The organism is Paraburkholderia adhaesiva, from assembly GCF_021390575.1.
Classification (GTDB): domain Bacteria; phylum Pseudomonadota; class Gammaproteobacteria; order Burkholderiales; family Burkholderiaceae; genus Paraburkholderia; species Paraburkholderia adhaesiva.
Window position 1 is genome coordinate 1241796 of sequence record NZ_JAJEJQ010000001.1, and the last position, 13463, is coordinate 1255258.

General features: G+C 63.2%; 10 protein-coding genes. 7 read left to right on the top strand and 3 right to left on the bottom strand.

Annotated elements, in window-relative coordinates; all coding sequences use genetic code 11:
• Positions 1–134 precede the first annotated feature (134 nt).
• Complete coding sequence (locus L0U80_RS05575; protein ID WP_233862986.1) at positions 135–2300, bottom strand: TonB-dependent receptor; 2166 nt, start codon at positions 2298–2300, stop codon at positions 135–137.
• 555 nt (positions 2301–2855) lie between these two features.
• Between L0U80_RS05575 and L0U80_RS05580 the strand changes: the two genes are divergently transcribed.
• The 4 genes from L0U80_RS05580 (at position 2856) to L0U80_RS05595 (ending at position 6599) form a co-directional block, all read left to right on the top strand.
• The gene (locus tag L0U80_RS05580; RefSeq protein ID WP_233862987.1) at positions 2856–3794 is read left to right on the top strand and encodes a DMT family transporter; all 939 of its coding nucleotides are present in this window, start codon (positions 2856–2858) and stop codon (positions 3792–3794) included.
• An 870-nt stretch (positions 3795–4664) separates the two neighbouring features.
• On the top strand, positions 4665–5231 hold the full coding sequence (locus L0U80_RS05585; protein ID WP_233862988.1) for an acyloxyacyl hydrolase: 567 nt from the start codon (positions 4665–4667) through the stop codon (positions 5229–5231).
• Positions 5232–5277: 46 nt separating this feature from the next.
• Positions 5278–5598 (top strand): DUF190 domain-containing protein, encoded by a 321-nt coding sequence (locus L0U80_RS05590; protein ID WP_233862989.1) that lies wholly within the window; start codon positions 5278–5280, stop codon positions 5596–5598.
• Positions 5599–5744: 146 nt separating this feature from the next.
• A complete protein-coding gene (locus L0U80_RS05595; RefSeq protein WP_233862990.1) occupies positions 5745–6599 on the top strand; it encodes a 3-hydroxybutyryl-CoA dehydrogenase in 855 nt (284 codons plus the stop codon).
• Between the two features lie 48 nt (positions 6600–6647).
• Here L0U80_RS05595 and L0U80_RS05600 read toward each other — a convergent pair whose 3' ends face one another.
• Together L0U80_RS05600 and L0U80_RS05605 are read right to left on the bottom strand one after the other, a co-directional pair.
• Positions 6648–7736 (bottom strand): aldose epimerase family protein, encoded by a 1089-nt coding sequence (locus L0U80_RS05600; protein WP_373322183.1) that lies wholly within the window; start codon positions 7734–7736, stop codon positions 6648–6650.
• A 51-nt stretch (positions 7737–7787) separates the two neighbouring features.
• Entirely contained in the window at positions 7788–9008 is a 1221-nt protein-coding gene (locus L0U80_RS05605; protein ID WP_233862992.1) for a XylR family transcriptional regulator, read from the bottom strand.
• Positions 9009–9310: 302 nt separating this feature from the next.
• Here L0U80_RS05605 and xylA point away from each other — a divergent pair, with 302 nt between their 5' ends.
• The 3 genes from xylA to xylF all read left to right on the top strand — a co-directional run bounded on the left by xylA (position 9311) and on the right by xylF (position 13423).
• A complete protein-coding gene (xylA, locus tag L0U80_RS05610; RefSeq protein WP_233862993.1) occupies positions 9311–10633 on the top strand; it encodes a xylose isomerase in 1323 nt (440 codons plus the stop codon).
• Positions 10634–10726: 93 nt separating this feature from the next.
• Positions 10727–12217, top strand: a complete 1491-nt coding sequence (gene xylB / locus L0U80_RS05615; protein WP_233862994.1) for a xylulokinase — start codon at positions 10727–10729, stop codon at positions 12215–12217.
• A 177-nt stretch (positions 12218–12394) separates the two neighbouring features.
• Positions 12395–13423: a D-xylose ABC transporter substrate-binding protein gene (xylF, locus tag L0U80_RS05620; protein WP_124150225.1), complete on the top strand. Its 1029-nt coding sequence runs from the start codon at positions 12395–12397 to the stop codon at positions 13421–13423.
• The last annotated feature ends 40 nt before the right edge of the window (positions 13424–13463 follow it).

Here is a 13463-nt window from a genome sequence, read left to right on the forward strand (position 1 = left end):
GTTTCCTTGTTGCACGCTATTTCGTAGCGGTCACACGCGAAAGCCGGCACTGCGCCGGCTTTGCGTGATACGCCGATAGGGTTGGCAGGCACGCCGGGCGTCGGCGCGCCTGCCGCGATTGCCTGCCGCCTTCGTCAGATCCGGTAACTGAACGTCGCGAGGAACGTTCGGCCGATGCCGGGCACCGCGCGGCCACCATCGGACGGAACGAGCGCGTCGTAGTAAAACTTGTTGGTCAGGTTGAGCAGGTTCAGGCGGACGTCCCACTTCTTCTGGTGATAGGCGGCCATCGCATCCCAGCGCGTGTAGCCACCCACCGAGACGTAATTCGTGTTTGCCGCGTAACGCCCGGACATATAGATCGGGCCGCCGCCCACCTCCCAGTGCGGGGTGAAGGCGTAGGTCGTCCAGAGCGTCAGCGTGTTGCGCGGCGTATTCGCCAGCGTGTTGCCCTGAGTGCCGTCCAGCGCCTTGATCACGGTGCCGTCCAAATAGGTGTAGGCGCCGAACATCTGCCACTTGTCCGTGATATGGCCGCTCACGCCGGCCTGAAAACCGCGAACGCGCACATCGCCTTCGAGCAGGTATTCGCCGGTCGATGTCTGCGTGCGCGCGTTGTTCTTCTCCTGCTGAAACAACGCTGAGGTTACCGAAAGATTGCCGCCCAGCAGATCCCACTTGCTGCCCACTTCATATGACTTCGTGCTCTCCGGCGCGAGGTTCTGCGTATTGTTCGTGACGGTGAGCGATTCGAGCGACGGATTGAACGAGGTGCCGTACGAGAAGTAGTACGACTGCCAGTCGGTGGGCTGATAGACCACGCCCGCACGCACGCTCGTAAAGGTATTGGTCTGGTCCGCGTAGGCCGGCGCACTGATGGTGTTCGCGATATGCGCCTGGAAGCGGTCCCAGCGCAACCCGCCGATCAGTTTCCAGTGCGGGCCTATCGACATCGTTTCGTTCATGTAGGCCGCAAGCGTCGTCGCGCCGGACTCCGCGTGGTTGTCGATGACCTGCGTGATGGTCGAGGGCGTAGGGATGTACACCGGATCGAGCAGCGAGACGATCGGCAGGTTGTTTCGTTTGTAGGCCTGGTTCGTATAGCTGTCGTGGCCCACTTCGACACCCGCGATCAGATCGTGCTTGAGAAAGCCCGTGTCGAACTTGTATTCGGCCATCGTGTCGTTGTAGATCGAGTGATTCTCGATCACACGGTCGTGGCTCGCGAGCTTGATATAGAGGTCGGAGAGCGGCAACGACGTGTGGTTGCCCGCCGAAAGCGCCGTGCTCGTGGCGAGCGGCCCGGTCAGCACCGCGCCCGGCGCGGTTTCGCGCGCGTCCGTGAGCGAATGCGAGAACATCGTCCGGTTGCTGATCGTGAACTGGTCGTTGAACTTGTGATCGATGCGCGCCGAGACCCGCTGTATGTCCTGAATCGTGCGGTCGTCGGTCAGGCCGTAGTACGTGCTCTTCGATGGCGCGAACGCATGGCCGTTGATCGATTGCACGCCGTAGTCCGGCATGTCGTAGTTGTGCTGGATCAGCGCCGAGAGCGTCACCTCGGTCGGCGTGCCGATCCCGAAGCGCAACTCGGGTGCAATGCCGTAGTCCTTGTTCTTCATCTCGTCGCGCGTTGAACCCAGCGACTGGCCGAACGCATTGATGCGGAACGCAGCCGTATCCCCGAGCGGACGGTTCAGGTCGACCGTCGTGCGATAGCGGTCGTCGGTGCCGAGGGTGGTCGACACTTCCGCCGACGGCGTGAGATTGGCTTTCTTCGACACCTGGTTGATCACGCCGCCCGTCGAGCCACGGCCGAACAGCATCGACGAAGGGCCATAGAGCACTTCGATGGCGTCGAGGTCGAATGTGTCGCGATAGTACTGGTTGCGGTCGCGAAAGCCGTCCAGGTAGATGTCGTTCTGTGCCGTGAAGCCGCGCAGGTTGATGTTGTTGCCGATCTGACCGCCTTCTGCGGCACCCAGCGTGACGCCGGGTGCGTTACGCAGTGCGTCCTGGAACGAGGTCACGCCCTGCGACTGCAACAGCGCCCGGTTGATGACGGTCACCGACTGCGGGATATCGCGCAGCGCCGTAGGTGTCTTGGCGCCGACAGTCGCAGTTTCGGCCTGAAAATCCTGCTGCGCGGCACTCGCCGATACGCTGATGGTGGGTAGCGTGGCGTTGTCGGCGGCCGGCGTGGTGGCGGCCGCGGGGGCAGTCTGGGCGACTGCGTGCGAAGCGAAAGGCACGGCAAAGGCCAACGCGAGGGAACTCGCGAGCGGCGTCCGGTTCAACATGGGGCTCCTTGGCGACAAAAATGAATCCGGCTGCCGGATGCGCGGAGAGTGCGCGATCGGCACGGACGTTTTTGGCTGGCAGGCCGCCCCGGTTGGCTAACCGTTCGGGTTCGACTTCGAGCTGGCTATCTGTTGTTGAAAGTGCGACAGCGCGTGGTTCTCTGTTCGCGAATGAGAATCGTTATCATCTCAGATGTTTCCCTTTCTTTCAATCGGATTTCGACGTGGATCAAGTCTGTCCTCGAACGGCGGGGTAGAGCGTGCCAGGCGGACGGTTTGCCGCGGCTACCGATGCTGCTGCACTCGCGCTACACAGGCCGGTGATGCCGTCGAGTGTGCCGAAGGACCTGGCGCATCTCGGCTGCCGAGCCGTGACCCGGGCGCATTCCCGACTTCCCGATGCAATGAATGAGCAAGATCCGGCTGTTATTTTTTCTCACATATCGGTGAAAATCCTTCATTAAGAGCCGCGCGCCGCACGGCTTACGATCAACAGGCGTTTGCGCCGCCGCGGCGAGGTCGTTCGCGCCTCGCTGGTTTTCACCGAGCCCTCCCATGAACCCGATCGAACTCGCTCAACTCCTCGTTCTCGCCGCCTTGTGGGGCGGGTCGTTTCTGTTTATCCGCGTCGGCGTGACCGATTTCGGGGTTGCGCCGCTGATGGCGCTGCGCGTCGGCATCGGCGCGCTATTTCTGTTGCTCGTGCTGTTCTCGCGCCGCCCGGCGCGCGAGGCAATCGGCACGCTGCGCGAGCGAGCTTTGCCGCTCTTCGTCGTCGGGATCCTCAATTCTGCTGCGCCGTTCTGTCTTTTCGCCTGGGCCGAGCTGACGCTATCCGCGGGCGTGACTTCGGTCATCAACGCGACGACCCCGCTTTGGGGTGCAGTCGTCGCGTATCTGTGGCTCAAGGACACATTGAGCGGGGCACGCGTAGTCGGACTCGCGATCGGGTTTGCGGGCGTGCTTGCGCTCGTCGGCGACCAGATCCTGACGCATGCGGGCGACGGCGCTTCATCTGCGACCACGGCGCTCGCGGCGGCGGCTGCGCTCGGCGCGACGCTGCTCTACGGCATCGCCGCGAGCTATACGAAGCGTCACCTGACCGGTGTCGATCCGCTCACTGTCGCTGCGGGCACGATGACGGCGGCCACCGTCGTGCTCGTGCCGTTTGCCGTCGCGACGTGGCCGTCGACGCCGATTTCCCTGAACGCGTGGGGCGCCGTGATAGGGCTCGGCATCGCCTGCACGGGTGTCGCCTATCTGCTGTTCTTCCGGCTGATCGCGGCCATTGGCCCTGCGCGTACGATTACCGTCACGTTCGTGATTCCCGTGTTCGGCATCCTGTGGGGCGCGCTCTTTCTTAACGAGCGCGTGTCGGCGAGCATGGTCGGCGCGTGTGCGACGATTCTCGTCGGTACGGCGCTGGCGACAGGCTTCGTCAAGCGACTGCCCGGTCTCGGTGCGCGACGCAGTGAGGCGCGCGCCGAACGATGAGCACTGCACGTTCAATGCAGTGACGCCATCGCGTTGTGCACGCATCCGGCGCGTGCACAACGCACTGTCACTGGCTCGCGCGCTGCGAGCCAGCCGCGCCTCACGCTGCCGCGCGGCGAATCACCTTGATTTCGCGACACCGCCCGGTGGGCAACGTCGCGACGATCATGAGCCGCATCGGCGCGATGCGGTGCCGCTCCTGTTTTTGCTAGCGTTTCTGGCGCCTCTCCACACGATCCGTTTCACTCATCCACCCGGGCGCGAACCCTTGTTTTAAGGGCTTGAACTTTCGAAGATCGGTAATGAGCAGCAGGCCCGCCGCATGAAAAATATATCGTCGAATTAATGATTAATCTGCGATTGCTTTTTTTATGTCAGGCAGTGAAAGCAATTGGTCAGTGATTCGTCTGCAATAGCGGCGCGGATTGTCGCAGCCAGCTATGTTCTGACGGCACATGTTCCAGCACGAATGCCTGTTCGCGCCTACACTGGCCCTGTTCGTTGGCCATTATCTAGTGGTCGTCAAGAAAGCCCAAAGCGAAGCGTTCGATTAGCAACTTAACCCGACTGGCCTGAATCGATTGCACGGTGCATGTCGTACCGGTGTCGATTGCGTAATTATGAATTACCGCTTTAACGGTTTATTCGCCTCTGAGGAAACGGTACCTTCTGGCCCCATGCGGCACCGGATTGGGTGCTGCCCGGCGCGCAGCACGAGACGGCACGTTTGCTGCGACGCCCAGAGGACTGTTTCGCCGTTGAGACGACGAGTGCTGGACCGACCCGCATATGCGCGGGGCGATGGCAGCACCGAGGCGGGTTTGAGCCAGCCTCGCGACACGTTGTCGTTCGCATCGCGGATTTGCATACATGGCAAAAAGAAGATCAATCTGGCAGGGTTGCGTCGTGGGCGGTGCGCTGACCGCGCTTCTCGCGCTCGGGTCCGCAAGCGCGCATGCGGACCAGTTCGGTATCCAGTTTGGCGCAGGCGTGGCTGATCACGACGTAAAGAAGCTAGACCTGGGCCTCGTCTGGGACCCCGGCTGGCAGTGGTGGCATTTCGGCGGCTTTCATTTCACCGTGGTCGGCGAAGGTCACGTCGCGTACTGGCATATCACCGAGCGGGCTGCTTCGCAGGCGCAGATCTGGGAGTTCGGAATTACGCCGATGTTTCGCATCATCAAGGACACAGGCTGGATCCGTCCGTTCTTCGAGGCGGGTGTGGGCGTGCGTGTGCTCTCACACGCGGCGCTGACACCTGATCGCACGCTGTCGTCTGGATTCCAGTTTGCCGATACGCTTGGCGTCGGCGCGCAGTTCGGCGAGCATCAGAACTATCAGGCTGGGGTCCGGTTCCAGCACGTCTCGAATGCGGAGATCAAGACGCCGAATCCGGGTCTCAACTTTACGCAGGTCTACCTGCAGTACAACTTCTAGACGGTTCGAGACGGCATACGGGGCCGCAACCTGCGCAGGAGTCTTTATGGCAACCGGCAGTCAGCTCACGCTCTACACAAACCGCAGTCTGAAGAAAGGCAGTCAGTCCGCGGTCGACTGGATACTCGATACCGCCAAAGCAGTCGGCGTGCGCGGCGCGACCGTGATGGAAGGCTGCGAGGGTGTCGACGTGCATGGCCGGCTACACGCCGCGCGCTTCTTCGAACTGGCCGACGAACCGGCCATGGTCGTAATCGTCGCCGACGATGCGTCGATCGATGCGCTGCTCGCGGCGCTCGAAGAGGGGCGAGTCAAGTTGTTCTATACCCGCACGCCGCTCCAGTTCGGCCATCTCGGCGACGATTGAGCATCTGCGGCCCGACGCGCCAGGATGGGCCGTTTCTCACAACCCGCTAAACTGTCGAACGTTGGTGCGGTGCATCAAGTGCGCCGCATCGCCGGTTTTTTTCGCGCGATGCGCCGGCGTCGCAGATCACGGAGTGAGGAGGAGACATGGCAATTGAATCGGTAGGGATTGTGGGTGCGGGCACGATGGGCAATGGCATCGCGCAGGCGGTAGCGGTCGCGGGTTTGAAGGCTGTCATGATCGACGTGAACGACGCGGCGCTCGCCAAAGGCGTGGCGACGCTCACGCACAGCCTCGAGCGGCTCGTTTCGAAGGGCAAGCTCGACGCGTCCGTGCGCGACGCGGCGCTCAAGCGCGTCGAGACCACCACCGACTATCAAGGCCTCGCAGGCGTGGACCTCGTGATCGAGGCTGCCACCGAGAACCTCGAACTCAAGACGCGGATCCTCAAACAGATCGATTCCGCCGCGCGGGCGGACGCGATCATCGCGTCGAACACCTCGTCGATTTCGATCACGTCGCTCGCCACGACGCTCGCCGATCCGTCGCGCTTCATCGGCATGCACTTTTTCAACCCGGTTCCGATGATGCCACTCGTGGAAGTCATCCGTGGCCTGCAGACGCGCGCGCAGGTGGCGCAGGACGTGCACGAACTCGCAAAGCGCCTCGAAAAGACGCCGATCGACGTGAAGAACGCGCCGGGCTTCGTGGTGAACCGTATCCTCGTGCCGATGATCAACGAAGCGTTTTTCGTGCTCGCGGAAGGCACCGCGAGCGCCGAGGAGATCGACGCGGGGATGAAGCTCGGTGCCAATCACCCGATCGGGCCGCTCGCGCTGGCCGATCTGATCGGTCTCGACGTTTGCCTGTCTGTGATGGACGTCTTCCTGAAAGACTTCGGCGATTCGAAGTACCGTGCGTGTCCGCTGCTGCGCGAGATGGTCGCGGCAGGCCACCTCGGCCGCAAGACCGGGCGCGGCGTCTATCAGTACGACAAGTGATCACGCGGTGACGATGCGGAGCCGGCGCACGCCGGCTCACATGGCGTGTCAGGTGCGCACGCTCACGCGGTATTGCGTCACCTGGTGGTAGGTCTCGCCGGGGTGCAGCACCACGGCGTCGCGCAGGGGCGGCTCCATATTGATCTGGTTCGGGAAGCCGCCCGCTTCGAGGCACAGGCCCGCGTAGCGCACGTACGACGCGCCGTGGCGCCCCGACATGCCCTCCAGATAATTCCCTGTATAGCACTGCAGGCCGCGTTGGTCAGTCGCGACGCTCAGTTCGCGACCGCTGCCTGGATCGTAGACACTTGCGACGCTGCGCACCGGCCACGCCGCGCCCGCCATCCCCGCTGCCCTGGCGGGTTCGCGTAGCACGTAGCAATGATCGAAGCCGCGCGCGCGCGCGAGCTGGGCGTGCGGCCAGTCGAGCCGCGCGCCAAGCGGCGCACCGTGACGGAAATCGAATGCACTGCCCGACACATCGGCGATGCCGACCGGGATCATCTGTTCATCGACTTCGAGAAACGCGTCGGCGTCGATCGTCAGCATGTGGCCGCGGACGTCCGAGCCGGGTTCGCCGCCCAGATTGAAGTACGGATGGCTGGTGAGATTGAGCGGCGTTGGCGCGTCGGTCACGCCTTCATAGTCGATGGTGAGCGTGCCGTCGTCGTCGAGCGTGTAGCGAACCTGCACGCTCACGTTGCCCGGAAATCCTCCATCGCCTTCAGGCGAGTCGAGGCGCAGCACGAGCGCTCCGTGATCGTCCTCTACTTGCCACATCTGGCGGTGAAAGCCGTTCGCGCCGCCATGCAGCAAGTTGCCGTTCTCGTTGCGGTCGAGTGCGTAGTCGATCCCGTCGAGCGTGAAGCGCGCACCGCCGATCCGGTTCGCCCAGCGCCCGACGAGGCCGCCCATGTAAGTGGGGGCCGCATAGTAATCGGCGGGCGTGTCGTGGCCGAGCAGGATATCGGCGAGCCGGCCGGCGCGATCTGGCGCGAACCAGGAGACGAGCGTCGCGCCGAGGTCGCTGATTAACACTTTCATGCCCTGGGCGTTGCGCAGCGTGTAGAGCCGGACAGGATCGCCACCGGGGAGGGTGCCCCAGCGTTCTACGGGCAGATGGGCGAAGCTGTTCATGGAGCGGTAGTCGGTTGATTGCATGGGCGGTCGAAGCCGCAGGATCTGGAATCAGGAACGGGGAGACGTTGAAGACGGTGCGGTGGCAACCACGACGCTGTCCTGATACTCGCGCGGCGTGCAACCGAGTTCGCGTTTGAACACGGCATACATGTACTGGAGTGAGGTAAACCCGCAGCGAATGGCGACCTCGGCGCTCGACGCATCGCGCTTCGCGAGCATGGCTTTCGCGGCGTCGAGTTTGTGGCGCAGGATTTCCTGGTGCACGGTGCACTGGCGTTCACGGCGGAAATATTCTTCGAGCGACGAGCGCGATATCCCGACGTAGTCGGCGACCTGTTCGGTCTTGATGCCCTGGCACGCGTACTGGCGGATGAAGTGTCGCGCACGCATGACGTAGGGACTCGACAGCGGTTCGTGTTTCGTCGATTCGAGCACATTGATGCCGACGGGTGGAACCAGAATGCGTCGTCCGGGAAAACGCGCACCGTGCAGCATCTGATGCAAAAGGTGCGCTGCCGTCCTGCCCATTTCCTCCGTGCCCTGAATGACGGACGACAGCGGAATGCGCGTGAGCGTGCGCGTGAGCGGATCGTTGTCGATGCCGATGATCGCGACCTGCTCCGGCACCGCGATGCCGTGGATCAGGCACGCCTGCAGCAAGTGCCGCGCGCGGGCATCGGTGACCGCGATGACGCCGACTGGTTTCGGCAGACTGTGCAGCCAGTCGCTCAATTGTTCGATGGCCTGATTCCACGAGGGCGCGCTCGTCGCGAGTCCGCGATAGACGGGAGCTGCGACGCCTTCGTCCTCAGCAAGCTTCTGGAAGGCGAGTTCGCGCTCCTGCGCCCAGCGGTTCTCCTGCGCGACAGGCAGGCTGTACATGGCGAGATGCGGCAGGCCCGCGCCGATCAGATGCGTCCACGCGAGCGAGACGAGCTTGCGGTTATCGGTCGCGATATAGGGCAGTTCGGGCGGGTAGTGGGCAGGGTCCTCGAACGAGGAGCCCACGGCGACCACCGGTAGCCGGCAGCCGCTGAGCGCTTCGGCGACGGCGGGGTCGTCGAAGTCGGCGATGATGCCGTCGCCGTCGAAGCGCTCGATGCCCGCGAGGCGGCACCGGAAGTCCTCTTCGAGAAACAGGTCCCAGGCGACGCGCGTCGAGTGCAGGTAATGGCCGATCCCGGCAATGATCTCGCGGTCGTAAACCTTGTTCGCGTTGAAGAGCAGCGCGATGCGGTTCGGCATCTGGGAAGCGGGGGCGCGGTTCATGGCGTGTCGGGCGCGACTCGGCGGCGGGCTCTGGCTGGCCCGGCCTCGTCAGGCCATCGTCTCCTTATCTGGCGCGGCGGTAAGACTCAGTCCGCGCTGACTTCCTGTTTTAAGCGCACGGTTAAGGTGCTCGAATATTCTAGGCCGACATTTTACGGTGCGCGCACGTCCGACTCGCGGCTGGCAGGAAACATTAACGGACTCCCTCAATTTCGCAATTGCCGCTCATCGCGCGGCGCGGGCAGTATGGCTGTCACATAGATTGGCGCGTGCCGTTGCGCCGCAACATAAAAGGAGACGCCATGTCGTACTTCGAACATGTCCCGGCGGTTCGCTACGAGGGCCCGCAGTCGGACAATCCTCTCGCTTTCCATTACTACGATCGCACGAAGAAGGTGCTCGGCAAGACGATCGAAGAACATTTGCGCGTTGCCGTGTGCTACTGGCACACCTTCGTGTGGCCCGGCATCGACATTTTCGGGCACGGGACGTTCCATCGTCCGTGGCAGCAGCCCGGTGACGCCATGGAGCGCGCGCGCCAGAAGGCCGATGCAGCATTCGAATTCTTCTCGAAGCTCGGCGCGCCTTTCTATACCTTCCACGACACCGATGTCGCGCCCGAAGGCAAGGACCTGAAGGACTACACCGAGAATTTCGCGCGCATGGTCGACTATCTCGGCGAGCGCCAGCAGGCGAGCGGCGTGAAGTTGCTGTGGGGCACGGCGAATCTCTTTTCGAATCCGCGCTATGCGGCAGGCGCCGCGACCAATCCGAACCCTGAAGTGTTCGCCTATGCGGCGACCCAGGTGTGTCACGCGCTCGACGCAACGCACAAGCTCGGCGGCGAGAACTACGTGCTGTGGGGTGGCCGCGAGGGCTACGACACGCTGCTCAACACCGACCTCGTGCGCGAGCGCGAGCAGTTCGCGCGCTTTCTTTCGATGGTGGTGGAGCACAAGCACCGCACGGGTTTCAAAGGCACGCTGTTGATCGAGCCGAAGCCGCAGGAGCCGACCAAGCATCAATACGACTACGACGTCGCGACGGTGTACGGCTTCCTCGCGCAATACGGCCTGCAAAACGAAATCCGCGTCAATATCGAGGCCAATCACGCGACGCTCGCGGGCCACTCGTTCCATCACGAGATTGCGACGGCCTTTGCGCTCGGCGTGTTCGGCAGCGTGGACGCGAATCGCGGTGACCAGCAAAACGGGTGGGACACCGACCAGTTTCCGAATAGCGTCGAAGAACTCACGCTCGCGTTCTACGAGATCCTGCGTCACGGCGGATTCACGACGGGCGGCATGAACTTCGATGCGAAGGTGCGGCGCCAGAGCGTCGATGCCGAAGATCTCTTCTACGGCCACGTGGGCGCGATGGACGTGCTGGCGCTCGCGCTGGAGCGCGCTGCGGTGCTCGTCGAAAACGACCGACTCGAGCAACTGCGCAGCCAGCGTTACGCGGGCTGGGATACGGAGTTCGGCCGCAAGATCCTGGCGGGCGGTTATTCGCTGTCGTCGCTCGCGGCTGACGCAACCGCGCACGGCATGAATCCGCACCATGTGAGCGGTCAGCAGGAGCGGCTCGAAAATATCGTCAATCAGGCGATTTACGGACTGCGATAAGCGGTTGGCGGACGTGCAACCCCGCCAAGAATAATGTGAACGCGCCGGTACCGATACACGATCGGATCCGCGCGTTTCGATAAGGACGGAGACATGTTCATCGGGATCGACCTCGGGACGTCGGGCGTCAAGGCCGTGCTGCTGGATCGCGCGGGCGAGGTGCTCGGCAGCGCGAGCGCGGCGCTCAACGTGAGCCGTCCGCAACCGCGCTGGTCCGAGCAGGCGCCGCAGGACTGGTGGCTCGCTACGCAGATGGCACTGCGCGCCCTGATCGCACAGGCAGCGGCTAAAGGCATCGACGCAGCTCGTATTGAAGCGCTCGGTCTGACCGGACAGATGCATGGCGCGACGCTGCTCGATGCAGAGGGCAACGTGTTGCGCCCCGCCATCCTGTGGAACGACGGTCGTTCCGATGTCGAATGTGTCGAACTCGAACACGCAGTGCCGCAACTGCATGACATCGCGGGCAATCTGGCAATGCCGGGATTTACGGCGCCCAAGCTGCTCTGGGTGCGCAAACATGAACCCGACGTGTTCGCACGCATCGCGCATGTGCTGTTGCCGAAGGATTATTTGCGTTATCTCTTGACCGGCGTATTTGCAACCGATGCGTCCGATGCCTCCGGCACGCTCTGGCTCGACATCGCGAAGCGCGACTACGACGATGCGTTGCTGGCCGCATGCGGGCTCGCACGCGAGCAGATGCCTGCTGTCTTCGAGGGTAATCAGATCACCGGTACGCTGCGCCCGGAACTGGCTCGCGAATTCGGCCTGCGCGAGATTCCCGTGGTCGCCGGTGGCGGCGACAACGCGGCGGGCGCAGTCGGCGTGGGGATTGTGCGCCCCGGCGATGCGATGCTTTCGCTCGGCACGTCCGGCGTTTATTTCGCCGTATCGGACGGATTTCGCGCGAACCCGGATTCGGCGGTCCACAGTTTTTGTCACGCGCTGCCGCAGACCTGGCATTTGATGTCGGTGATGCTCAACGCTGCGGGCTGCATCGATTTCACGGCGCAACTCACGGGTTACGAGAGCGTGGCGGCCTTGCTCGCCGACGCCGAGGCGAATTCGAACGAACAAGTCGATGCACGTCGCCCGTGGTTTCTCCCGTATCTGAGCGGCGAACGCACGCCGCATAACAACGTCAACGCGAAGGGTGTGTTTTACGGCATGACCGGGCAGACCACGCGAGCCGATCTCGCGAACGCGACGCTGGAAGGCGTGGGCTTTGCGCTGCTGGACGGCATCGATGCGCTGCACGCAGCCGGTCTCACGCCCGAATCGATCACCGTGATCGGCGGCGGTTCGCGCAGCGCGTGGTGGACCCAGATGCTCGCCGATATCAGCGGCCGTGCGCTCACGTTGCGTGCGGGCGGCGAAGTGGGTCCGGCGCTCGGCGCCGCACGTCTTGCGCATCTTGCATTAGAGCCGGCCGCAGCGCTGGACGCCGTATGTCCGCAGCCCCCCGTGCTGGCGGTCCGTGAGCCCAATGCTGCCCGCCACGCGTGGTATCGCGAGGCACGCAGGCCAACGTTTCGCGCGCTCTATGGCGCACTCAAACCGGTTTTTGCAACCGGCGCCTGAAGTGTGGCGTCGGTGAAGCAGAAAGCTGCGCGGCCAAGGTAGCCACGCGGCAATATAAGCAGTCCTGTGGTCATGTCGCCTCGCCCGTTCACGGGCGTGTGCGTCTCGCAACCATTGTCGCGCCGCTCCCGCGAATCAGCCGGGACGGCCATAGACCATCAAGAGGAGTTTGGAGACATGAAATTCGCTAAACGTCGTTCGGTTCTGAGTTCACTCGTCTGCGGTGCGGTGCTCGCGAGCATCTCGCTTGCCGCGCCGCTTGCTCACGCAAGCAAGGACCATCCGGAAATCGGCTTCTGTATCGACGATCTGCGCGTCGAGCGCTGGTCGCGCGATCGCGACTACTTCGTCGCAGCCGCCCAGCAACTGGGTGCGAAGGTGTCGGTGCAGTCGGCCGACGCCAGCGAAGAACGCCAGATTTCGCAGATCGAGAATCTCATCTCGCGCGGCGTGGATGTGATCGTGATCGTGCCGTTCAATTCGAAGACGCTTGGCAACGTGGTCGCAGAAGCGAAGAAGGCCGGCATCAAGGTCGTTTCGTATGACCGCCTGATCCTCGACGCCGACGTCGACGCGTACATCTCGTTCGACAACGAAAAGGTGGGTGAACTGCAGGCGCAAGGCGTCTTCAAGGCACAGCCGAAGGGCAACTACTTCCTGCTGGGCGGCGCGCCGACCGACAACAACGCCAAGATGCTGCGTGAAGGCCAGTTGAAGGTGCTCAAGCCCGCAATCGACCGTGGCGACATCAAGGTGGTCGGCCAGCAGTGGGTGCCGGAATGGAGCGCTTCGACGGCGCTGCGCATCATGGAAGACGCGCTCACGGCGAACAACAACAAGATCGACGCGGTCGTCGCATCGAACGACGGCACGGCAGGCGGCGCGATCCAGGCACTGGCTGCACAGCATCTGGCGGGCAAGGTGCCGGTATCGGGCCAGGACGCCGATCTTGCAGCGGTCAAGCGCGTGATTTCGGGCACGCAGACGATGACGGTCTACAAGCCGCTCAAGCTGATCGCAAGCTCGGCAGCGAAGCTCGCCGTCGATCTCGCGAAGGGCGACAAGCCCGCGTATAACGCGCAGTACGACAACGGCAAGAAGAAGGTCGATACGGTCCTGCTGCAGCCGACGCTGCTCACGAAGAGCAATGTGGACGTCGTGGTCAAGGACGGCTTCTACACGCAAGCGCAACTGGCTAGCCAGTAACGGCGGTTGGCCCGCGAACGCGCCGCTTGCCGCGGCGTCG